This window comes from Streptomyces sp. R11, from assembly GCF_041051905.1.
In the GTDB taxonomy this organism is placed as follows: Bacteria; Actinomycetota; Actinomycetes; order Streptomycetales; family Streptomycetaceae; genus Streptomyces.
In genome coordinates, this window is sequence record NZ_CP163432.1 from 16,655 (window position 1) to 38,810 (window position 22,156).

The following is a 22,156-nucleotide window of genomic DNA, read 5'->3' on the forward strand; positions in this document are numbered from 1 at the left end:
CGCGCGGCCTGGACACACGCCCTTACCGGCCGGCGCCGCGGCCCGACGAAGAGCAGCGGTGTGTCCAAGCCAGCCACGAAGCGCTGCAGGCCGGCACCACAGCACGACCTGCGCGAGATGCACTCGACCGCGGAGACGCCGCCTCCCCCACTACCGCTTCGAAGCCCTATGGACACGGCTATGGCCACACGGCATTGAACCCGACGGCCCCCCACCCTCCCCGATCACCAGGACCACTCCTGGTCAGGACCGTGCGAAGCGGGCAGGCAGCCCACGTATCAACCGCCATGGGGCGCTGTGTAGACGCGCTCACGACCTGAGGCGATCTCATCAACAGGACCTCCGTCAGTGCCGATCACGAGGTCAGGAAGCCCGATCCACTGACACTCAGGGTGACGATGTCCAACTGACACTCCCCTGCAGCCCCGCACATGCCGAGAGCCTAGGAGCCGGAGCCGGGAGGGCCGCAGCCCGCTTCCCGGGAAGCGGCGATCGACGGAAACAGCTCATGTGTCTTCGGGCTTCTCTGCGCGCCGGATCTCGCACTGATCGAGCAGACGGGCGAAGTAGCTGTAGGCGGCGAGCCGTTCCATGCCTTCCTGTTCGGTCAGTTCATCGCGGGTGTGCGTCGAGACGTTCCTGACCGTGAGATTCAGTCCGGTCGCGAGGTTGTTGAGCGCGCCGGCCAACGGTGCCAGACCTCCGCGCATGCTCTTGACTGTCTGGTCTTCCGCCGGGCCCGGCCAGGCGAGTTTGGGCTTGCCGGGCTCCGGCTCCCCCTCGGAGAGGGTCTGCTGCCAGAACGAGGTGTCGGACACGTCGTTGCGGCCCAGGCAGGCCTTCCAGTGCACGGTCAGCGCCTCCGACGCCTCCCGCACCGCGACCCGGTATTGGTGGGTCGTCCAGTGCGCGGCCGCTGCTGTCCATATGACCTCGTGGAGTTCTGAGGGGGCAAACCCCGGCGTCGCCGACTCCGAGGCCGCTTCGGCTTCGTCGATCATCGTGCTCAGACGGCCCCGGACTCTGGCCGCCGTGGTGCGGACCTCCTGGGGTGTGAAGAGCGCCTTCGGGGACGACATCAGCGACCAGTTCTCGATCGGATCGAGGACGCCGATCCCAGCGACGGCGATCTGCGCCCCGGTGACGGTGACCGCCCGCGCAGCGGCACCCGCGGCCTCCGCTACGTCCAGCTCAAGCCCGCGTATCGTCGCCCGATCCTGCCCGTCCCTGGCCCGGACAGTAGGGAACACCCCGCGAGACTGGATGTGGTCCGACTCGACCTGGGTCTCCGTCCAACGCCCGAAGAGCCCCTCGAACCGCTCCACAGCGGCCAGCAGCCGCTTCAAGTAGCCAGCGCTGTACGTCGCCACGCCCTACCTCCTCCTCTGGCTCGTGTCTGCCTGACACCGAGAGCCTAGAAGGGCGCAGCGCGGCAGCTGCTTACGGTAGGTGCCTTGACGCCCCGATCCGACGACGCAACCGACCCCGTGCTGGGACACCCTGAACAGGAGGTCGGGGCACGGTTGTGAAGGCGGCGGCAGACCGAGACGGGCTGGGTGTGCCTCGTAGGGCTGCCGCCGTACCAGGGCCGCGAGGACGACGGCGTGGAAGCAGCGGAGTACCGGGGGGTGGTTGCGCGCGCCCGACCATGTGCGGCCGGTCGAAGGCGTCGACTACGACCAGGTTGCCACCGAGCGGCTGGAGGCGTCGTCCACATCGGCGGTCCGCGAGGTCCCCTCGGGGAGCGCCGGTCTCCGGGCTGGGTGCTGGGGAAGGTGCGTGAGGGCAGGGGCCCGGCCCGGCGTGTACTCACGCGCCGGACTGCGAAGAGGCACCGCAGGGCGCGCCGCTGCTCGATGTGGAGCACGCGCTGAGCGTCGCGGAGAATTGAGGGCGCGGCTGTGCACGCTGTGCGGGTGCGCTCAGGAGCTGACACCGATGCTGAGCCTGGTCGACCACATCACCGACTCCTGGCCTGCCGTGGTCGGGCCTGTGGTCGGGCGCCGGACCAGGACGCGGCTGCTACAGCGGGGGGGGCAGGCAGCCAGAAGGTGCCCTCGATGGAGACGGGGCATTCCAGCGGTCGGTGCCTCTCCACCAGACGGGTGACCGGGAGGAACGGCGTACGCGCGCCGCAGGCCAGCCGGCCCGTCCAGTGCCATGGTGCATGGGCCCTCCCCGGCGCACCGAGGGCCTGGATCCACGCCGACGTGCCAGGCCCTCGTAGTGCGCTCCGCGGTGCACGGACATGCGGCGAATGCGTGATGTGTCGATCCCCCAGCCGGGCTTCCGGCCCGGGCGCCGGTGCAGAACGAATCCCACCCTCGGTTACAAGCCACACCACCCGTCCCTCACCTGTCGGACGGGAACCTGGCGGTTACTGAGATTGAACTCGTAGTGTCGTAGGGGCTGACGTCTTGTCTCCGCTGCGGTATCACCGGGGCATGCGGTATCCACAAGGGGGCGGGCTGACTGCCGAACGGCAGCATTTCCGCGAGGAGTTACGGCTCCAGGCGGCCGAGAGGTTCGCTCGGGGTGAGGCGAGCTCGGTGATCGCCAAGGACCTGCGGGTCAGTGTCCGGTCGGTGCAGCGATGGCGGCAGGCGTGGGAGGAGGCCGGTCCGCGGGCTCTGAGGTCCCAGGGGCCGGCGTCGCTGCCGAGGCTGAGCCAGAAGCAGTTCACGCAGCTGGAGGCGGAACTGGCCAAGGGGCCGGCCGCGCACGGCTGGGAGGATCAACGCTGGACCCTGAGCCGTGTGAAAACGGTGATCGGGCGGCGCTTCCACCTGACCTACACCATCCAGGGCGTGCGCAAGCTGCTGGTACGCAATGGCTGGTCCTGCCAGGTTCCGGCCCGCCGGGCAATCGAGCGGGACGATGACGCGGTCGCCGGGTGGGTCAAGGAGGTGTGGCCCTGCGCGGAAGACTCGCGGCGGCCCGTGGAGCCCCCAGCCCCGACGGGCACCGGCCTCCTCGACTCCCGCCTGGCCGCCGCCCGAACCCTGTTCGACACGGGCGCCCACCGGAAGCTGCTCGCCGACCTGCCCGGTCTCCTCGCGGATGCCCACGCCCTGGAAGTCGGGATGCCCCGACACGTCCTCGTGACATCGCTCCGGTGGACTGGAAGGCCAAGCCGTGGACGATGACTTTTGGGCTGGCTGGCCGGAACGATGGACCGGCACGGACTGCGACGTGCGGACGGTCGTAGGCGCGATCCCGCGGGAGGTCAAGGACGGGTTCAGGTATGACGAGGTCCCTTGGCAGCGGTTCCGGCACTTCTACGGCCCGGGCGAGGAGATCCCCGGCCTGCTCGCCACGCTCGTGTCCGGGGACGCCGAAGCTGCAGACAGGGCCTTGCAGCAGCTTTGGACGAACCTTCATCATCAGGGCGGCACGATCGCGGTGGGAGCACTGGCGGTGCCGTTTCTGCTCCGGATCGCGGCGGCCGGGCGCCCCGAACTCCGTGCCCAGACCCTTCGCTTGATCGCCGAGATCGGCCGGTGTCAGCACATGGGGGACGGATCACGGGAAGGCATGCTCCAAGTCGCCGAGGAGCCGTTGATGATCGAGGGCAGCACGATGTGCCCGGTGGACTGGACGATCCAGGCCGCCCGTCAAGCCGTCACGGACGACCTGCACCTTCTGCTCCCGCTTCTCTCCGACCCCGAACCCGAGGTCCGCCCCGTGACCGCCTACGTCCTGGCGGCGGCGACCGGCGAGCTTTCACACGCCTCCTCTGCTCTGCAATCCAGGCTGGCGAAGGAAGACGATGCGGTAGTCCGGGTGAGCCTGATCCTGGCGATCGCCCAACTCGCCCGCGAACACCAAGATGGACACGCTCCCAAATGGGCCCAGGATCTGTGGTCGGATCCCGGACGACCGCCCGAGGTCCGCATCGGCGCCGGCCTGGCCCGGCTGTGCCTGGCCACCGACCCCGCCCCCGACGAGCTCCGCGCCCTCCTCACCGACCCCGGCACCCGTCAATACGACGACCTGCTCCAGCCGGTGCCATGGCTCACCTGGGTCGTCGACCACCATGGCTCCGGGCTGCGCAGCTGCATCGACGAAATGCTCACGGCGAACATCCCCGAACCAGTGCTTGACGATCCTTGGGGCGGAGAACTATCAAGCTGAACCATGCAACGGTCAGCCGGCCTTGGCGGGGGCTTCGGCCCGCGCCCGGGTGCTGGCCAGGCGGTAGGAGTCGGTACCGGTCTCGATGATGGTGCCCTTGAAAGTCAGGCGGTCGACGATGGCCGCGCAGAGGCGGGGGTCGGTGAAGGTTTTGGTCCAGCCACCGAACGACTCGTTTGAGGCGATGGCGACGCTGTTCTTCTCCTCGCGCTCGGTCAACACCTGGAGGAGCAGTTCGGCGCCGTGGCGGTCGAGCTCCATGTAGCCGAGCTCATGGATGCAGAGGAGGTCGACACGGCCGTAGCGGGCGATCGTCTCAGCTGCTTCTCGTCGGCGGCCTCCACCAGATCGTTCACGAGCTTGGTGGCGAGGGTGTAGCGGACCCGGTAACCCTGCATTGCGGCCTTGGTGCCCAGGGCGATGAGCATGTGGGACTTGCCTGTGCCGGAGTCGCCGATCAGGCAGAGCGGCTGGCTCTTCTTGATCCACTCGCAGCTGGCGAGAGTGTTGACCACAGCCGGGTCGATGTTGGGGTTGGCGTCGAAGTCGAAGATCCTCAGCGACTTGTCCCGGGGGAACCCGGCGGCCTTGATCCGCCGTTCCGAGCGGCGTCGGGCCCGGTCGTCGCACTCGGTCATCAGCAGCTCGGCGAGGAAGCCCCGGTAGGTCATCTGGTCCTTCGCCGCCCGGTCGGCGATCTCGGCGAACTCGTTGCGGATCGACGGCAGCCGCAGCAGTCGGCATGCGGTGTCGATGGCCGTGGTCGCGGCCTGCTCTGTCAGGTTCCGCTGGCGGAGCAGAGCGGTCATGGCGCTTCTCCCTCTCGCAGGTCACCGCCGCCGGTGCGGCGGTGTCGGAGCAACTGGTCGTAGCGGATCACGGAGGGCAGCGGCCTGGTGTCCGGCGGAAGATGGTTCAGCTTCCACTCATGCAGGGAACCGCCACGGATCCCGTAGATCCCGCCGACGCAGACGGCTCCGCCGCGTCCGGCCGGGCAGCAGCTGAGGGCGCCCGTGCGGGTGTCGCAGCTCGCGCAGGACGGGGTCTCGCGGCGCGGAGCTGTGGTTGCGCCCATGGCAGACCCTGGCCCGGGCGTTGACGGACCCGGTCCTCGCGGTCGTGATGCCAGATCCAGGGTGGTGCCGTTCGCATCGAAGCCGTGCAATTCCCGCGTACACGTCACCACCTCTGCAGGGCTGGGCCGCTGCGGCGCCTACGCCTTGGGGCGCCGCCCCTGCTCCCCGAGCCCGGCGATGCAATGGAGCCAGCCGGGCTCTGAAGCTGAAGGGGCTCAGCCGGTGGTGGTGTTCAGGACGTACTCGCGCGAGGCGTGCACCGCGCCGCGCAGGGCGGCCAGGTCGATGTCGAGGACCTGGCCGTTCCACTTGCGGGGCTCGCCGTTGATGAGGACGGCGCTGATGTTGCGGGCGTCGGAGCCCAGCACGATCGTGCCGATCGGGTCGTTGAGCGGCATGTTGTTGAGGTCCTCGGCCTGGATGACCAGCAGGTCGGCCTTCTTGCCCGGGGTGAGTGAGCCGGTGAGCCGGCGAGACCGTTGGTGTGGGCGCCCTGGAGGGTGGCGAAGTCCAGGACGTCGTGGGTGGTGATACGGGAGGCCTGCTGGTCGGTGCCGTAGCGGCGTTGACGGCGCACATCCGCTGGATGGCGTGCAGGGCTCGCATCTGCGTGAACATGTCGCTGGCCAGGGCGACTTCGACGTCGATGCTCAGTCCGGGCCGGATGCCGACGGCGAGGGCCTCGTCGACGGCGGGGATCGCGGTCTCCAGTCCGATCTGCGCGTCGGACGTGGGGGCGAGCGCCACGGTGGTGCCGGTCTCCCCCATCGCCTTCCAGGCTTCGGAGGTCAGTCCCGTGGAATGGATGAGGGTGACGTCGGGGCTGAGGATGCCGTCCGTCCTTGGCCCAGCGCAGGACCGCCTCGGAGGAGGACGTGCCGAGCCCGCAACAGATACCCAGGATCAGAACCACCAGCTGGGGCAGGCTAAGGCGCTGATGATCCCGGCCCACGGCAACACTGTGTGGGCCTGGTTCGCCGTTACCGGCGAACTCGCCGAAGACCGCATCGAGCGCCTGCGAAGCTCTCTGCCCGACCCGGCAGGGGTGCGTGCGGCGCTCGGCCCGCCCGCGACCGGCCCGCACGGCATGCGCCGCAGCCATCGCGGAGCGCTGCAGGCACAGCGGATGGCCTCGCACGGTACGCGTTCCTGGCTCTGCGAGTACCGGGATGTCCGCCTGGCAGCCCTCGTCACGGCTGACTCCGAACACGCCCGCTGGTTCGTACAGGAGGTGCTCGGCCCGCTCGCCTCCGAGGGCGCCCGGCTGCGGGAGCTTCGCGAAACCCTGCGCGTCTACCTCGCCGAGAAAACGCAGCCTGCGCACCGCGTCCGACCGTCAGCACATCGCCCGCAACACCGTCACCTACCGCGTCAAACGCGCGGAGGAACTGCTGCCCGCAGCCACCACAGCGGGCAGCTCACTTGAACTGCGGGTGGCGCTGGAAATCGCGGCTGCCTCGGAGCACGGCTCTGGCCACGATCCAGTTGGCGGTGCCGCTCACCTTGATGCCGAACTTCAGTTCCACCTGTTCCGGCCGCGCCTCCGCGATCCGTTCGAGTACCGCCTTGGCCGCGGCCACCGCTGGTTCGGCGGCCTCTTGAACCCGGCCCACGATCGCCGCCGTGGACACCGGACGGAAGTCCTCGGTCTGTTCGATCTCAAAGCGTACGATGTTGTCCACGAGCCCGCACGCGACGACTTGATTACCCATTCCCGCCCCCCAAATCACGCTGGGTAGAAGGGTACTTACGGGTCGTCGTCGTGGCTGCGCTTCCCTCGAACTTGCAACTCGGCAGCCCTGACCACTACTAGTGCCGCATCAGGCAATGTTCGCCCTGTCTACCACCTCACGGAGGTGGTCGTCGGCGGCATGCTTGTTCCGCCAGATGATGTAGCGGCGGATCATGCTGCCCTGCTCCTTGTGGCTGGCGTGGTCCGTCCCGTCCAGTGCGAAGCAGCGCAGTGCGGTGAGCTGGGCCTCGATGCGGTTGAGCCAGGAGCTGTTGGTCGGTGTGTAGGCGAACTCAACGTTGCTGGCCGCGGCCCAGTCGCCGACTCGGGTGTCCTTCCTCGTGGTCAGGTGCGGGGAGAAGTTGTCGAGCACGATCGCGATGCGGATTTCCGGCGGGTAGAGGCTGCGCAGGTACCGGCAGAACTCCAGGAACTTCGTCCGATTCTTCTTCGGCTTGATGTGCCCGTAGAGCTTGTCCTTGCCCAGGTCGTAGGCGGCGAGCAGGTGCCTGACCCCGTGCGGGCGGGTGTAGGTCGCCCGCCTGCGGCGTCTCGGCTCCCGATCGGGGTCCCTGTGCCTTCCGCCGCGCTCGGCCCATTGACGTCCGGGGTGGGGCTGGAGATTGAGCGGGCCGAACTCATCCAGGCATAAGACGACTTCGGGTTCGCTGTCCTCGGGAATGACCTCGCCGGCGGCGATCGCGTAAAGGTGCTCGACGCGGGCCTTCTTGGCAGCGTAGTCGGGATCGCGGGAGGTTTTCCAGGTCTTTATGCGTTGAAAGGACACGCCCTCCTCACTGAGCAGGACCCGCAGGCCCTCGTGGCTGATGTCGTCGACCACCCCCGCGGCGACCAGGAAGTCGGCCAGCTTGGCCAGGCTCCAGGTCGAAAACGGCAGACCGTGCTCGGCCGGCTGCGACTTGGCGATCTTCTTGATCTCACGTCGTTCGGGCAGCGTGAACTTCTTGGGCCGGCCTCCCTTGTACTTCGGGTAAAGGGAGTCGAAGCCGTCCGCGTTGAAGTTGTGGATGACATCCCGGACCCGGTCTTCACTGGTAAACGTCACCTCGGCGATCTTCGCCACAGTAATGCGCTGCGCGGACAGCAGCACCATCTGAGCCCGCCGCCAGGTCACCACCGACCCGGTGCCCCTGCGGACGATACGCAGCAGGCGCCGCCCCTCGCCGTCATCGAATCCGCGAGCCCGTACCTGCTCTGCCATCCACACATGATCTCGTCCAGTGCACGGTCATGCGGGTATCCCGGGCGGCGCGTAGGGCTCAGGTAGTCACGCAAGTGAGGCTCGAAATCGAGCCCGGACAGGTCATTTCCGTTGAGGGCATGCCAGAGACGGTTCTCGATCCAGAACCGATGGGCGAACTCCTCGAATGAAGGTGCGCACCAAAGGATTGCGGCCCTTTGCTCCTCCGGATCGTCGAGATCGGTCTCCGTCTCTTCCCCATCGCGCCGGGCCTCGTACTCGTATTCGTAGTCGAGATAGGAGTGCACCACGAACGCTTCACCCGAAGCACGGAGGTAGAGGTACCAGATGACGCAGTCCTGTTGATCCCGCAGGAATCGCACGAGGAAGGCCCCAGGCTCGACCGGACTGGGCAAGGGCTCTGAGATATCGGTCCAGCAGCAGGTCACCGAGACCTCGTCCAGCGAGTGGTGCAGCTTCGAGTCGGCCTGGAAGGTGGCGAAGTCCCGCGGCAGCGTCAAGCCTCTGGCCGACAGGTCCTCTGCCAAGCGATTGAGCGCCGTGACCTGTTCGGGAACAGGTTCGCTGGTACCACCGAGCCATTGAAACGCGCCCGTGAACTGGGTGGAGTCGAGAGGTGGCAGACTCTCGTACGGGTAGTACTCGTAGGTGTAGCGGCAGGTCCGGTATTCACCCAGGTCCGTGGCACACCACGCAGAGTCGAAGCCGACCCAGGACAAGTCAGGCCCTGATCGTTCACCAGGCATCGGCCCCCCCCTTTGATCACCGTGAGCGGAGTTGTCGGCGTCAGCATGGCACCGCCCACTGACATCCCCTGCAACGAGTGGGCGAAGCTAGCACTGTTAAGGGCGAACGTTGCCTGATGCGGCACTAAAGGGTGTTGCACAAGGCCGTGATCAGGGCATCTCCGTTGTATGGCTGGGGTGTTGAGGGCTGAACGGGTGTGGGTGGAGACGTTCACGGGGCTGCGCTTGACGCAGTTTTCGCGGTTGCTCAAGGCAGTGCGGGAGCGCGGTGGCAACGGCACGATGCAGGGCCGGCCGTGGAGCCTGCCGCTGGCGGAGCGGGTGCTGCTGGTCGCGGTGTACTACCGGACGAACCTGACCATGCGGCAACTAGGACCGCTGTTCGGAGTGTCCTCGTCCACCGTGTGCCGGGTGATCCAACGTCTCGGTCCGCTGCTCGCACTGGAACCCGTCTCCCGCCCTGCCGACGCCGCGGACCGGTTGTGGATCGTGGACGGCACCCTGATCCCGGTCCGCGACCGCAAGGTCGGCGCGTCCAGCCGCAACTACCGCTTCTCCGCGAACGTGCAGGTCATCGTCGACGCCGACACCCGCCTCGTGATCGCAGCGGCCCGACCGGCACCGGGCACCACGGCAGACGCCCACGCCTGGCGCGCTTCCGGCCTGGCCCAGCACTGCCAGGGCGTGACCGTCCTGGGCGACGGCGCCTACCTCAACTGTGGGATGGTCGTGCCGCACCGCAAACGCCCGCGCCGGCCCCTGCTGGCAGGCGAGGAAGCGGACAACGCCGCCCACCGCAAGGTGCGTGCCCGGGTGGAGCATGTGATCGGACGCATGAAGAACCACAAGATCCTCCGCGACTGCCGACAGCACGGCGACGGCCTCCACCACGCCGTCCAAGCCGTCGCCCACATGCACAACCTCGCCCTCGCATCATGACCAGAAGACCGCAGTCACACGCCCTGACCTGCCCAAACACGGCCTTGTGCAACACCCTTTAGGGCGTGTTGCGAAAGTCCCGCCTGCCGCGCGACGCCCGGCACGCCCTAGGCTTGCCCCATGATCCACGGCACCCGCCTTCGCGCCCTCCTCGCCACCGGACTCATGGACCAGCTCGACGCTCGCGACAAGAGAGTCCTTGAGCGGCGCGCTGACCTCGCCGGTGCGGACGAGGAGGCCTCACCGGTAGATCCCCGCGGCTGGTGGTACGCGGTGCCCGCGGACGCATACGAGGGCGTCTTCGAGGTGTTGGGGCTGTATGACCGCTTCCCCTGCACCCTGGCAGAAGGCGCCGATGTGGAGGACATGCCGCACCGGCGGGGCGCGATGCCCGTGTTCATCACCCCCGAACTGGACGGGTGGCGACTCGTGTTCGGGAATCTCGACAGCGTCGTGGGAGTGGACTGGGACGACTGGATGGGGACCGTGGAACGCCTCAGTGCACGCTGCGGCCGGGCCCAGATGTTCTTCGTGGACGGCGCTGGCGGGTCGGACGTCTGGGTGGTAGCCGAGCAGGGAAAAATCCGTCGGCGGTATGCGACCGAGAGCGACCCGGAGTGGATCGGCGCGCCCTTGCCCTGGGAGGAACTAGGCACCGACGGGGAGGATTTCGACGGGGACGGGACCAATGTCGAGGGGACCGCAGGAGCCGAGGAGGCTTGCGGTGCGCTCTCCGTCGACCCCGCAGAGATCGGCGGCGGGACCCGTGTGCGCGGGCATGGGTGGCTCGCGCTCAGTGCGCCGGGGATCGGGCACGAGGAGCTCGGTCTGCTGCTCTAAAGGGTGTTGCACAAGGCCGTGATCAGGGCATCTCCGTTGTATGGCTGGGGTGTTGAGGGCTGAACGGGTGTGGGTGGAGACGTTCACGGGGCTGCGCTTGACGCAGTTTTCGCGGTTGCTCAAGGCAGTGCGGGAGCGCGGTGGCAACGGCACGATGCAGGGCCGGCCGTGGAGCCTGCCGCTGGCGGAGCGGGTGCTGCTGGTCGCGGTGTACTACCGGACGAACCTGACCATGCGGCAACTAGGACCGCTGTTCGGAGTGTCCTCGTCCACCGTGTGCCGGGTGATCCAACGTCTCGGTCCGCTGCTCGCACTGGAACCCGTCTCCCGCCCTGCCGACGCCGCGGACCGGTTGTGGATCGTGGACGGCACCCTGATCCCGGTCCGCGACCGCAAGGTCGGCGCGTCCAGCCGCAACTACCGCTTCTCCGCGAACGTGCAGGTCATCGTCGACGCCGACACCCGCCTCGTGATCGCAGCGGCCCGACCGGCACCGGGCACCACGGCAGACGCCCACGCCTGGCGCGCTTCCGGCCTGGCCCAGCACTGCCAGGGCGTGACCGTCCTGGGCGACGGCGCCTACCTCAACTGTGGGATGGTCGTGCCGCACCGCAAACGCCCGCGCCGGCCCCTGCTGGCAGGCGAGGAAGCGGACAACGCCGCCCACCGCAAGGTGCGTGCCCGGGTGGAGCATGTGATCGGACGCATGAAGAACCACAAGATCCTCCGCGACTGCCGACAGCACGGCGACGGCCTCCACCACGCCGTCCAAGCCGTCGCCCACATGCACAACCTCGCCCTCGCATCATGACCAGAAGACCGCAGTCACACGCCCTGACCTGCCCAAACACGGCCTTGTGCAACACCCTTTAGGGCCTGTTGTGAAAGTTGATCTTAATCGTTGATGATCATGTCCTGTGGGACGTGGGGATCTGACGAACGGCCAGTGGGCCCGACTTGAACCGCTGTTGCCTCAAGGCACCAAGTCGGGCCGTCCGCCGGTATGGACGCGGCGGCAGCTGATAGACGGCATACGGTGGCGGACCCGGACCGGTGCTCCCTGGCGAGATGTGCCGGAACGCTACGGTCCGTGGGACCGGGTCTATGACCTGTTCCGGCGCTGGCAGCGCGATGGCACTTGGGCCCGGATCGTCACTCAGCTGCAGGCCGAGGCGGATGCCAAGGGCCTGATCGCCTGGGATGTGAATGTCGACTCCACCGTCTGCCGGGCCCACCAGCACGCGGCCGGGGCGGCGAAAAAGGGGATCTCCAAAAGGAACCGCCCGGCGGGATCACCGTCGAGCCGGCCGACCACGGGCTCGGACGCTCCCGGGGTGGCCTGACCAGCAAGATCCACCTCGCCGTCGAGCAGGGTCAGAAGCCGTTGTCGGTGGTGATCACCGCCGGACAGCGCGGTGATTCGCCTCAGTTTGAGCCGGTCCTGGAAGCGATCCGGGTGCCCCGGCTCGGACTCGGCAGACCGCGCAAACGGCCGGACCGGGTCCGGGCCGACAAGGCGTACGACTCCCGCAGCAATCGCGCCTACCTGCGCAGACGTGGGATCAAGGCCACGATCCCGGTCCCGACGGACCGCGTCCGCAACCGGCTCAAGCGCGGATCGCGAGGCGGACGGCCGCCCAAGTTCGACAAGGACGACTACAAGCAGCGGCACGCGGTCGAGTGCGGGATCAACCGCCTCAAGCGCCACCGGGCTGTAGCCACGAGGTACGACAAACTCGCCGTCCGCTACGAAGCAACCGTGCTGATCGCAGTCCTCAACAAGTGGCTGTGACCAGCACTTTCGCAACAGACCCTAGGCCACCCCGACCAGGCCTACGGCGTTCAGCATCAACGTCGCGCTGGGGGGACTCGCCGCCCAGCCGCCGACTGCCGGGCACATGACACTGCGCCTCTCCCCCACCGCCTTCCGGGCAGACCAGCGACACGGCCGCGAGCCAGCTCGAAGCCGGGCAGCTGCATGAGAGGGGATTGACGTCGAGCCTGCCAACGATGCCCTTGGCACGGGTCAGCAGACGTTGCGGGGGCGGCCATCTGCTCGTCATAGGCACGGACCACGCTCGATCCCGTCCGACTTCAACCACCACTACCGGCCGCTCCACAAACCTGAGCAGCGTCCGCCCAACCCTGAGCAACTCACTTCGCCGCAGGCCAGGACCCCTTCAGACACCCCGCGACGGGATCACCCCGCGGGACACTTCGCTCACTTAGGTGAGCAGCCCCCAGTTCAGCTCTCAAGGAGCTGCTCAAGATCAAGAGGGCCGCAACACCGGCGAGCACGTAGACCATTTCCCACTGCGCAGGCAGATCCGGCTCGACGCCCTCGCCCACACAGCCAGCGGCCCGACCGTCGACGGGTGAGGGCCGGCCGGTCGGCGGGGGCAGTCCGGCCACCCGCCGGATGGTTCTGCCGGCACGGGTGCTGAAGTCTTGTGACCGATGCCGCCGCCGGCTTGATCTCCCTGAGGGCACAGGTGGGCCACATCGTGGCCATCGCGCGGCCCCCACTCGATCACATCACGAGGTCGGCAATGGTCCCGTCCCGATCGGAGAAGGAGGCCGAATGGTGACTGTGCGAGTGACGATGCTGTGTGCTGCTGCCGCGGAAGGCAGCGATGGCCTGCTCTTCGGGGACGGGGCCCGCAATGACCACGGACGGCATGAGGACACACCGACGGAAGAAGCCATTGCACCGTACTCGCTGGCGCTCCGAGCTCCCTCCGCCCGCTGCGCGCGGGCCGCTGAGTCCCTCGCGATCGAAGCCACGCCCGAGACTGCTCTGCGTGACCTGGACTACGGCAGCTGGTACGGCCGCCCGCGCAAAGACATCGCGGCCGAAGACCCCTACGGCTTCTCGGCCTGGCTGACCGACCCCGACGCCGCACCCCACGGGGGCGAGTCCGTCGCTCGACTCTGCCGCCGGACAGCGGCATGGCTGAGTTCTCTGCCCGCCGGCACCGAGCGGATACTCACAGTCACCGAGGCTTCCGTCATTCGAGCCTCACTGGTACATGTCCTGTCCGCACCTGCCCGCGCCTTCTGGCATCTCGCTCTTCCGCCCCTGCCCGCGATCACGCTGACGATGCGCAACGGCTGCTGGAATGCCCGGCTCGGCCGCATGGCCATCGCGCAGCAACCGCACTCGGCCGACGGTTCTGCATCCGTCGCAGTGCTGCGCACGCACGCAACCGGACGGTATCCGCCCCTCACCGTCCCGCCATGACCTCCATGCCCTTGCCGTCAGCGGACTCACACGCCCTTCGACGGGGCGCTCGGCAGCGGCGCCACCGCAGCAGCAGGAACGAACTCGGCGCAATGGACAGCGCCGGCGCCGAAGGTGCCAGGATGCCGAGCAAGCCACGGCGACGATCTGAACCCACGCGGCCCAGCCCCCGCAAGGGCTGTCATGACGGGCCGAGGGCCTCTCAGCGGACGGCCCCAGCGGCGCAGCCGCCCCCGCCGTGGTACGAATCGGACAGTGGTCCGATAGCGGCTGGAGCACACGTGATCCGGGTACTGGTGGTCGACGACGAAGCCCTGATCCGCACCGGCTTCCAGCGCATCCTTGATGCCGCCGACGGTATCGAGGTCGTTGGGGCGGTGCCCGGCGGGCAGGCTCTGCGGACTGTGCGCGAGACGCGCCCCGACATCGTTCTGCTGGACATCCGGATGCCGGACGTGGACGGGCTCACCGTCCTGGGTCACATTCGCGAACTGCCGGAGCCCCCAGTGGTGGCCATGCTGACCACATTCGACATGGACGAGTACGTGGAGACGGCACTGCGCTCGGGTGCTGCCGGTTTCCTTCTCAAGGACACCGATCCCGAGGCATTGCCCCTCGCGGTACGGAGCCTGGCCCGCGGCGGCACAGTGCTGTCGTCCCAGGTGACGCGCGTGGTGGTGGAGGGCTACCTGAGCGCAGGAACGCAAGAGCACCCACCGCAGGCACTCAAGCGCCTGACCGGCCGTGAGCGTGAGGTGCTCGTCCTCATCGCCGAGGGCCTGTCCAACGCCGACATCGCGACCCGGATGCATCTGAGCACCGGCACGGTCAAGGATCACGTCAGCGCGATCCTCGCCAAGCTGGAGGTCAGCGGCCGGGTGCAAGCCGCGCTCTTCGCCCAACGGGCCGGACTCCTCACCAGGAGGACAGGATGACCCGCCGCCCGGCTCAGCTGCTCCTGGACGGCGTGGCGGTGGGTCTGGCCCTCCTCGATGTCTGGGTTCACTGGGATGCCGAAGAGCCGTGGCGGACGGCCTGCGGCCTGGCAGCTGCCGTGGCCCTGCTGCTGCGCCGGCGGCGACCGCTGCTCACCTTCGTCCTCACCCTCCCAGCCGTCCTGCTGTCCGATGCCGTCTTCGCATGCCTGGTCGCGCTGTACACACTCGCCTCCCTCAGGCGCCCTCGGACTCTGCTGGTCCTGTGCGCCCTGGCCTACGCGTTCAGCGACGCGACTCTCCTGCCTTCTGTGGACCTCGATCTGACCGACCCCTCAACGCTCATCACACTCGGCTACACCTCCGCTACAGCGGCAGCTGCCGTGTTCCTGGGGCAGCTCGTACAGACGCGCCGCGACCTCTCGCTGAGACTGACCGAAATCTCGCAGGCGCGTGACCATCAACAGCTGCTGACCACCCAGGCCGTCCTGGCCAAGGAACGCGCCCAGCTCGCGCGGGAAATGCACGATGTCGTCTCCCACCAGGTCAGTCTGATCGCCGTGCGTGCCGGAGCACTCCAGGTCAGCACAAAGGATCCCGACGTCAAGGAGGCCGCCGTGACAATCAGGCGACTCAGTACGCAGACACTCGACGAGCTGCGCCACATGGTCGCCGTCCTGCGCGCCTCAGGTGGCCGCCCCACGGAACTGACCCCGCAACCGGCACTCACCGACCTCCAAAGACTGGCCGACGGCTGCGGGATCGAAACCGAGCTCAAGACCGACCTGCCCGAAGATCTTTCGCCCACCGTCCAGCGCGCGATCTACCGCACGGTCCAAGAAGCCCTGACCAACACACGCAAACACGCCCCTGGTGCTACCGCACGCATCGACCTGCGCCCCGCCGACGGCCGCGTCCGCGTCCGGATCACCAACACCGCGCCGACCCGGCCGGCCCTTGCTCTCCCCAGCGCACACCACGGCTTGATCGGCCTTCGCCAGCGCACCGAGCTCCTCGGCGGCACCATGACCTCAGGTCCCACGAGCGACGGCGGCTATGAAATCTGCGTGGTCCTCCCGACAGAAACCACAACGTGAACAAACCCAGAAACATTGCCGCGGAACTGGCCTACGCACCTTCTCCCCGCCCCCATCCCTACGTTGAGACACTCGTGCACCACGGGCCGATCACCCTCAGCGGCTGACTCTGACCACGACTCCAACTGCAGATCAGCACAGCCGGCACACAAGCCCTGCGGACTGGCCAGCATCAAGGCACTGCCACTGCCCGGCCCGTCCGGTCACATACGGTGAACACGGCACAGCCCCGCCTCACTGACCCCACCTCCCGATCGCCCCCTCGCCGGCCGAAGACCGAGCCCCTCTGCCCAGCCACCACCTGGGTTCGTCAGTCGTGGCGGCGATCTTCCCAGAATGGAGATGAGACAGCCTTACGCATGGTGGAGGAGTGGAAGAGCGGGGACAGCAGGATGTCGCCTGGCCAGAGGTCCTGTTCGGCGACGAAGCCAGCGAGGTAGGCGCCAATATCCGCCAGGACGGCAGCGCGCTCCTTCGGGCCGTAGGTGAGGCTCTGGCGGCCGGCTGCGGTGCCGAGAATGCGTACGTGGTTGTTCGGGTCGGCGCAGATGCGCGGGCGATCTCGGGCAGGCCGAGGCTGAGACGGAGCGAGCTAGCTGTCGTCAACCCGGCACCCTGACCAGAGGGTTTCTGGACCGCTGAGCACGACAACTGTCGTCAGATTCGCATCGTTCTTGGCGTCTACCGCGCTTATTGCAAGCAAAAAGCGGCAAGGTCAGGACTGCGCGGTCCGGAACGCGAGATACCGGGTGAAGGCTTCGTGGCTGTCGGGGGTGAAGTGCCACTCCAGCAGGGCCGACCGCAGCTCCGGCTCCGTCAGCCAGCCATGCCAGGCGACCTCATCGGGATCGGGGACCACGGCATCTGGCACCACGGCTTCGTGCACGCCGAGCCAGTGAGGACTCAATCCGCTGCGGTTGATGAACGTGAACAGCAAGCGCGGCAGCACACGAATGCCCAGCTCCTCAGCCAGCTCCCGCGCAGCGGCCTGTTCATAGGACTCACCGACACCCACGGCGCCACCGACCACGACCTCATACAGCCCAGGGAAGCGCGACAACTGCTCCGACCGCCGGTGAACGAGGATCCGCCCACGCTCATCATGACACACCGTCACAGCGACCCGGTGCAGCCAACCCTCCCGGATGGCCTGCCGGCGACTGACCACCACCCCCAGCACACGATCTTGATCGTCGACACGCTCCACCAGTTCATCCACGACGCACACCCTGGCAGAGCCCACCGACAACGCCGCTTCACTTCCCGGCGACTCGTGGAGAGCGTTCCGAGAGCACCTGCACCAGGAGGTCGGACTATTGGGTCTTGCTCCGCGCCCGCCGGCGCCGGCCTGGTCGCCCCGCCCAGACCGGCGGACGGGGCGACGTCACGCAGGGACGAAGAGCGGCGGGTGCTCGAGCACGCGGGGCTTGTACTCGACCAGCTGAATGCGGCCGTCGAAGGTGCGGTGCTCGATCATCTCGAGGGCAACGTCCGGATAGCCGTCGTAGATGCGTTCCTCGCCCGTGGCCCCGGTGATCACCGGGAACATCACGACCCGGAAGCGGTCGACGAGTCCGGCTCGTAGCAGGGACCGGCACAAGCTGAGGCTGCCGATCGTGCTGAGGAGCCCCGAGCCATCCGACTTCATGGCGCGGACCGCCTCGACGGCGTCGTCGCGGACGAGCGTGGAGTTGGCCCACGTCAGTGGCTCCTTGAGTGAGGAGGAGAACACCACCTTGGACGCTTGCGTGAGCTCGTCGACGGACGCCTCTTCTTCAGGCCTGAACTCGTCTTGGCCATCCGGGACCTCGCCTGCGGCGAAGCCCGACATCAGGCGGTAGGTGTTCGCTCCCATCAGGTAGGTGGCCTCGGGCTGCTCGCCGAGCCATGCGAGGTACTCCGGGCCCTCGAGGCCCCAGAACCCGGGCCATCCCTCTCCCGATGCGTGGCCGTCGAGGGAGGTGATGAAGTCGACGAGAAGCTCCGACATGGCGGTGTCCTTTCCTAAGTGTCATGAGCTTGGACCGGCCGGGAGCCACAAACTCATCGCCGCGCTGTGGAGTATCGAGAAGACCATGACGCTGCAGCCGATCAGGTCGGCGGAGTGGCACTGCTTCGGAGGGGCCCGGAGGGCCGGTTCAAAGATGGGTTCTCACTGCGGCGTCGGGGCGACGACGCGGCGCCTGACCTAGTGACCTGAGTCAGAGGTTCGTCGTTGGTTTGGTGTGAATCGTCGTGGACCGAAGATCCCGCCGTTGTCAGTAACGGATGCCCAGCGGGCTGTGCTTGAGGGGTGGGTGCGTCGCCGGTCGACTGCTCAAGCCCTGGCCTTGCGGTCCCGGATCGTGCTGGAGTGCGCCCAGGGCCACTCGATCATGGAGGTGTCACGGCGGCTGAAGGTCGCTCCGGACACGGTCCGCACCTGGCGAAGACGCTTCCTTGACCGCGGTCTGGACGGCCTGTCCGACGAGCCCAGGCCAGGTGTACCCAGGAAGATCACTGACGCCGATGTGGAACGGGTCATCGTCAGGACGCTGGAGGAGAAGCCGGCGAATGCCACGCACTGGTCAACCCGGTCGATGGCGGCGGCGACCGGCATGTCCCAGTCCGCGATCTCGCGGATCTGGCGTGCGTTCGCCCTGGCTCCCCACCGTTCCGAGACGTTCAAGCTGTCCACGGACCCACTGTTCATCGACAAGGTCCGCGATGTGGTCGGTCTCTACCTCGACCCGCCGGAGAAGGCTCTGGTGCTGTGCGTGGACGAGAAATCGCAGATTCAGGCCCTGGACCGTTCGCAACCAGTGCTGCCGATAATGCCCGGCGTCCCCGAACGCCGCAGCCACGACTACGTCCGGGCCGGCACCACCACCCTGTTCGCGGCCCTGGAAGTGGCCACGGGCAAGGTGATCGGTTCACTGCACCGCCGACACCGGGCCGCCGAGTTCAAGAAGTTCCTGACCAAACTCGACAAGGAAGTACCCGCAGACCTCGACGTCCATCTGATCCTGGACAACTACGCCACCCACAAGACACCCGCCATCAAGAAGTGGCTGCTGGCACATCCCCGCTTCCACCTGCACTTCACACCCACCGGATCATCGTGGCTGAACCTGGTGGAGCGATGGTTCGGCGAACTGACCAGTAAGAAACTCCGCCGCGGCGTCCACCGCTCCGTCCAAGCCCTCGAGCGTGACATCCGAGCCTGGCTCACCGACTGGAACGAACACCCCAGACCCTTCGTCTGGACGAAAACCGCCGACGAGATCCTCGACAAAGTCGCCACCTACTGCCAGAGAATCTCCGACTCACGTCACTAGACGTGGATCGACATGCCGGAAGGCACTCGTGGACGGAGCACGTTGCTGCGTTGGCTGGCGGCGGCGGTCCGGACCTCCTGCGCCCAGAGGGTGCGCACCGCGGCGGGCCGACTCGTTCTCCGGTATGACCTTTCCACTCACACGGGCGGCGCACTGGTGAAACCGCTGATCACGCCCTCCAGCGCCCTCCTGTACCGCGCGCTGATCATAACGGCCGTGCTGGGCATGGTCGGCGGAGCAGCGCTGCTGGGCTCCGCCAGGGCCAGGGCCAGGACGCCCCGCGGCATACGCGCCGGGTGGCTGGCGCTGCTCGCGCTCGGCGAGGTTGCCATCGCCGTCGCGTTCGCGGGATCGGTCATTGCCGGTTCTCCCGGTCCCGACACGGTCATCGGCGCGCTCGGCATCCTGGCGAGCGGATGCGTTGCGTCGTCGTGTCTCTCGGTAGCCGGATCGGCGATGAGGGGGCCACGGTTTCGGTCTCAGCTGGCCAATACCGCTCTTCCCCGGGCCGCATGAGCCAGCTGATGGCACCGAGAACGAGGCACGATTCCTGGACTGCTCGCGGACGCGGGCGTGGACGGTCGAAGTACGCGTCAGCTGACCCGAAGACCGACCGCCAGCGTCAGTTCAAGGACCCGCTGTGGCGATGCGAGATCCGGAAACAGCTCCCGCAGCTGCGACATCCGGTACCGGACTGTCTGGGGATGGACGAACAACGCCGCCGCCACCTCGTCCCGCCTGCCCTGGTGCAGCAGCCACGCCCGCAACGTCTCCTCCAGCCGGCGTGCGGTCGCGGCAGGCAAGGTCCGCAACGGTGCGAGGGCTCCGGCACGCAGGTCTTCGAGCGCGTCCGCGTCGGCGCTCAGCACCAGCTCGGGCAGGTGGTCCTCGGTGTCGCGAATCTCGGAGGAGAGGGAGCGCGCGCGTACGGCTCGTGCGTACGAGGCGGAGGCACGAGTCCATGGTCGGGCCGGGCCGACCACGGCGGTACGGTCGGTCAGCTGCCGCAGGAGATGTGTTCGGTCGGCATCGGGGACGAGCAGCACGCCGGTGGCGTCCGGCAGATCGTCGAGGACGAGGGTGCTCGGGTCGAGCGTGCGGTAGGCGGGCCGGGCCTGGGCGGCGGGCAGCAGGACCGCGGTCAGCGAAACCGGAGGCTGCCACCCGGCCCGTTGAGCAGAGGCCAGCAGCACGTCCGGGCTCGCGCCGGCGAGGAGGTCGCGGGCCAGGTGTTCCAGGTGGCGCTCGTGGTCCCGGCCCCGGGCGGCCAGTTCGTCGGCGTGGCCCGCGGCGCTCGCGGCGGAGAGCTCGTCGATGTAGGCGAAGGTCAGCTCGGCGAACTTGGCGACCTCGGCGGCGGGCAGACCCGCGGGTACGGCACCCGCTGCCAGGCATCGCCAGGCCACGCGGGCGCCGACGCGGTAGGCGCTGAGCAGAGCGTCCATCGAACGGCCGTCGCGCACCTCGCCGCGGCCCAGCTCGTAGGCCGCGTCACCGGCGTCGCCGCCTGTGGCGTTCCCGCTCGCGAGGTCCAGGTAATGCCCCAGGGCGGTGCGGACGGCTCGGCGGATGGTGCCGCCCATGCGGCCCGAAAGGGCGTTGGCGTAGGAAGGGACCTCATCGATGATCGCCTGGACGACTTCGTCGGCGGTGCTCTTCAGCTCGGCCCGAAGTGCGATGGCCGTCGTCTCGTCCAGGGCCAGTTCGCTGACCCTCCGGATTGCTTGGCTCACGTTTTTGTTCCCTGCGAACAATTAAGTCGGCCAGATTCACGTCCTGCGGTCATGACTCTACGCCTTGAGGCGCAGCAAGCTGAAGGTATGACGAGTACAGCCCTCCGCAGCAGGGCGTGGAAACTGCTGGAGATGGTCACGACGCCGCTGCTGCCGTCGGACTACCTCGACCTGGTCAGCCCGCTGCGTGCGGGCGCCGACCTGCGTGGGCGCATCGAGGCCGTGCACCCCGAGACGGGTGACGCCGCGACCATCGTGATCAGGCCGGGACGGGGCTGGCGCGGCCACACGGCCGGTCAGTACGTGCGGATCGGGGTCGACGTCGACGGGGTGCGCCTGTGGCGTGCCTACTCCATCACCTCGCCGACATACCGCCAGGACGGCCGCGTCACGATCACCGTGAAGGCGATCCCGGACGGCAAGGTCAGCAACCACCTGGTCCGCAGGGCGAAACCGGGCACGCTGATCCAGCTCGACCAGCCGACCGGTGACTTCGTGCTGCCGCAGGCCAAGCCCGCCAAGGTGCTCTACCTGACTGCCGGCAGCGGCATCACGCCCGTGATGGGCATGCTGCGCGACACCCAGTTCGACGACGTCGTCATGGTCCACTGCGCGCCACGGCCGCAAGACGTGATCTTCCGCAACGAACTGCACGACCTGGTCGCGGACAAGAAGCTGCGGCTCACCGAGGTGCACACCGACACAGACGGCCTGCTCGACATCGCCCGTCTCGACGAACTCGTACCCGACTGGGCCGAGCGCGAGACCTGGGCCTGCGGGCCCGCGGGCCTGCTCGACGCCGCCGAAGAGTACTGGAGCGAGCACGGCGTACAAGAGCGCCTGCACACCGAACGCTTCCGCCCCAGCATCGTCGTCGCCGGCGACGGCGGTGAGGTCACGTTCAGCGCCACCGGCAAGACCGTCGACGCGGACGGCGCCACGCCGTTGCTGGACATCGGCGAGGAAGCCGGCGTGCTCATGCCCTCCGGGTGCCGCATGGGCATCTGCTTCGGCTGCATCACGCCGCTCAAGGCGGGCGCCGTCCGCGACCTGCGCACCGGCGAGATCACCGAGGCCGAGCCGGGCGTCCTCATCCAGACCTGCGTGTCCGCCGCGGCGGGCCCCTGCGACATCGAACGGTAGG

General features: G+C 67.9%; 20 protein-coding genes and 4 pseudogenes. 14 read left to right on the top strand and 10 right to left on the bottom strand.

Features of this window, described 5'->3' with window-relative positions:
• Nucleotides 1–506: 506 nt before the first annotated feature.
• Entirely contained in the window at nt 507–1,370 is an 864-nt protein-coding gene (locus AB5J55_RS00090) for a TIGR02391 family protein (RefSeq protein WP_369268649.1), read from the bottom strand.
• Between the two features lie 1,074 nt (nt 1,371–2,444).
• Between AB5J55_RS00090 and AB5J55_RS00095 the strand changes: the two genes are divergently transcribed.
• Both AB5J55_RS00095 and AB5J55_RS00100 read left to right on the top strand, forming a co-directional pair.
• Nucleotides 2,445–3,146 (top strand): winged helix-turn-helix domain-containing protein, encoded by a 702-nt coding sequence (locus AB5J55_RS00095; RefSeq protein ID WP_369268650.1) that lies wholly within the window; start codon nt 2,445–2,447, stop codon nt 3,144–3,146.
• Nucleotides 3,147–3,192: 46 nt separating this feature from the next.
• Nucleotides 3,193–4,134: a hypothetical protein gene (locus AB5J55_RS00100; protein WP_369268651.1), complete on the top strand. Its 942-nt coding sequence runs from the start codon at nt 3,193–3,195 to the stop codon at nt 4,132–4,134.
• A gap of 12 nt (nt 4,135–4,146) precedes the next feature.
• Here the strand turns inward: AB5J55_RS00100 and istB are convergent.
• From istB to AB5J55_RS00115, 3 genes and pseudogenes are all read right to left on the bottom strand, one after another.
• Nucleotides 4,147–4,943 (bottom strand): annotated as a pseudogene (istB, locus tag AB5J55_RS00105) (IS21-like element helper ATPase IstB).
• On the bottom strand, nt 4,940–5,209 hold the full coding sequence (locus tag AB5J55_RS00110; protein ID WP_369268652.1) for a hypothetical protein: 270 nt from the start codon (nt 5,207–5,209) through the stop codon (nt 4,940–4,942). Before AB5J55_RS00110 ends, istB begins: the two are co-directional and overlap by 4 nt.
• A gap of 216 nt (nt 5,210–5,425) precedes the next feature.
• Nucleotides 5,426–6,090: pseudogene (locus AB5J55_RS00115) on the bottom strand (amidohydrolase family protein); the annotation flags it as partial.
• Nucleotides 6,091–6,147: 57 nt separating this feature from the next.
• Here AB5J55_RS00115 and AB5J55_RS00120 point away from each other — a divergent pair.
• Both AB5J55_RS00120 and AB5J55_RS00125 read left to right on the top strand, forming a co-directional pair.
• Nucleotides 6,148–6,327, top strand: a pseudogene (locus AB5J55_RS00120) (hypothetical protein); the annotation flags it as partial.
• 52 nt (nt 6,328–6,379) lie between these two features.
• Nucleotides 6,380–6,598, top strand: a pseudogene (locus tag AB5J55_RS00125) (hypothetical protein); the annotation flags it as partial.
• Between the two features lie 30 nt (nt 6,599–6,628).
• On the opposite strand, the gene AB5J55_RS00130 reads toward AB5J55_RS00125, so the two are convergent.
• The 3 genes from AB5J55_RS00130 to AB5J55_RS00140 all read right to left on the bottom strand — a co-directional run bounded on the left by AB5J55_RS00130 (nt 6,629) and on the right by AB5J55_RS00140 (nt 8,910).
• Nucleotides 6,629–6,922, bottom strand: a complete 294-nt coding sequence (locus tag AB5J55_RS00130) for a CU044_2847 family protein (RefSeq protein ID WP_369268653.1) — start codon at nt 6,920–6,922, stop codon at nt 6,629–6,631.
• Between the two features lie 108 nt (nt 6,923–7,030).
• Nucleotides 7,031–8,164, bottom strand: a complete 1,134-nt coding sequence (locus AB5J55_RS00135) for an IS630 family transposase (protein ID WP_369268654.1) — start codon at nt 8,162–8,164, stop codon at nt 7,031–7,033.
• The gene (locus AB5J55_RS00140) at nt 8,074–8,910 is read right to left on the bottom strand and encodes a hypothetical protein (RefSeq protein WP_369268655.1); all 837 of its coding nucleotides are present in this window, start codon (nt 8,908–8,910) and stop codon (nt 8,074–8,076) included. Before AB5J55_RS00140 ends, AB5J55_RS00135 begins: the two co-directional genes overlap by 91 nt.
• A 168-nt stretch (nt 8,911–9,078) precedes the next feature.
• Here AB5J55_RS00140 and AB5J55_RS00145 point away from each other — a divergent pair, with 168 nt between their 5' ends.
• The 7 genes from AB5J55_RS00145 (at nt 9,079) to AB5J55_RS00175 (ending at nt 15,962) form a co-directional block, all read left to right on the top strand.
• Nucleotides 9,079–9,849 (top strand): transposase family protein, encoded by a 771-nt coding sequence (locus tag AB5J55_RS00145; RefSeq protein ID WP_369268656.1) that lies wholly within the window; start codon nt 9,079–9,081, stop codon nt 9,847–9,849.
• Nucleotides 9,850–9,969: 120 nt separating this feature from the next.
• Complete coding sequence (locus AB5J55_RS00150) at nt 9,970–10,689, top strand: hypothetical protein (RefSeq protein ID WP_369268657.1); 720 nt, start codon at nt 9,970–9,972, stop codon at nt 10,687–10,689.
• A gap of 40 nt (nt 10,690–10,729) precedes the next feature.
• Nucleotides 10,730–11,500, top strand: coding sequence for a transposase family protein (locus tag AB5J55_RS00155; RefSeq protein ID WP_369268656.1), 771 nt, complete (start codon nt 10,730–10,732; stop codon nt 11,498–11,500).
• A 106-nt stretch (nt 11,501–11,606) separates the two neighbouring features.
• Nucleotides 11,607–12,481 (top strand): IS5 family transposase gene (locus AB5J55_RS00160; RefSeq protein WP_369268658.1). Its coding sequence is split into 2 segments (ribosomal slippage): nt 11,607–11,951 and nt 11,954–12,481, totalling 873 coding nucleotides; the frame shifts between segments, so codons are not numbered across the junction.
• 789 nt (nt 12,482–13,270) lie between these two features.
• A complete protein-coding gene (locus AB5J55_RS00165; RefSeq protein ID WP_369268659.1) occupies nt 13,271–13,930 on the top strand; it encodes a histidine phosphatase family protein in 660 nt (219 codons plus the stop codon).
• 281 nt (nt 13,931–14,211) lie between these two features.
• Nucleotides 14,212–14,865 carry a response regulator gene (locus tag AB5J55_RS00170; protein WP_369268660.1) on the top strand — a complete coding sequence of 218 codons (654 nt, stop codon included), beginning with the start codon at nt 14,212–14,214 and terminating at the stop codon, nt 14,863–14,865.
• Nucleotides 14,862–15,962: a sensor histidine kinase gene (locus AB5J55_RS00175; RefSeq protein ID WP_369268661.1), complete on the top strand. Its 1,101-nt coding sequence runs from the start codon at nt 14,862–14,864 to the stop codon at nt 15,960–15,962. The genes AB5J55_RS00170 and AB5J55_RS00175 overlap by 4 nt, the downstream gene beginning before the upstream one ends.
• 715 nt (nt 15,963–16,677) lie before the next feature.
• Here the strand turns inward: AB5J55_RS00175 and AB5J55_RS00180 are convergent.
• A complete protein-coding gene (locus tag AB5J55_RS00180; protein WP_369268662.1) occupies nt 16,678–17,190 on the bottom strand; it encodes an NUDIX domain-containing protein in 513 nt (170 codons plus the stop codon).
• A gap of 156 nt (nt 17,191–17,346) precedes the next feature.
• Nucleotides 17,347–17,952, bottom strand: coding sequence for a dihydrofolate reductase family protein (locus AB5J55_RS00185; RefSeq protein ID WP_369268663.1), 606 nt, complete (start codon nt 17,950–17,952; stop codon nt 17,347–17,349).
• A gap of 235 nt (nt 17,953–18,187) precedes the next feature.
• Here AB5J55_RS00185 and AB5J55_RS00190 point away from each other — a divergent pair, with 235 nt between their 5' ends.
• Nucleotides 18,188–19,279, top strand: coding sequence for an IS630 family transposase (locus AB5J55_RS00190; protein ID WP_369268664.1), 1,092 nt, complete (start codon nt 18,188–18,190; stop codon nt 19,277–19,279).
• Nucleotides 19,280–19,435: 156 nt separating this feature from the next.
• Nucleotides 19,436–19,795, top strand: a complete 360-nt coding sequence (locus AB5J55_RS00195) for a hypothetical protein (RefSeq protein WP_369268665.1) — start codon at nt 19,436–19,438, stop codon at nt 19,793–19,795.
• A 77-nt stretch (nt 19,796–19,872) separates the two neighbouring features.
• Here AB5J55_RS00195 and AB5J55_RS00200 read toward each other — a convergent pair whose 3' ends face one another.
• On the bottom strand, nt 19,873–21,012 hold the full coding sequence (locus AB5J55_RS00200) for a PucR family transcriptional regulator (protein ID WP_369268666.1): 1,140 nt from the start codon (nt 21,010–21,012) through the stop codon (nt 19,873–19,875).
• Between the two features lie 87 nt (nt 21,013–21,099).
• Here AB5J55_RS00200 and AB5J55_RS00205 point away from each other — a divergent pair, with 87 nt between their 5' ends.
• Nucleotides 21,100–22,155 carry a ferredoxin reductase gene (locus AB5J55_RS00205; protein WP_369268667.1) on the top strand — a complete coding sequence of 352 codons (1,056 nt, stop codon included), beginning with the start codon at nt 21,100–21,102 and terminating at the stop codon, nt 22,153–22,155.
• Nucleotide 22,156: the final 1 nt, after the last annotated feature.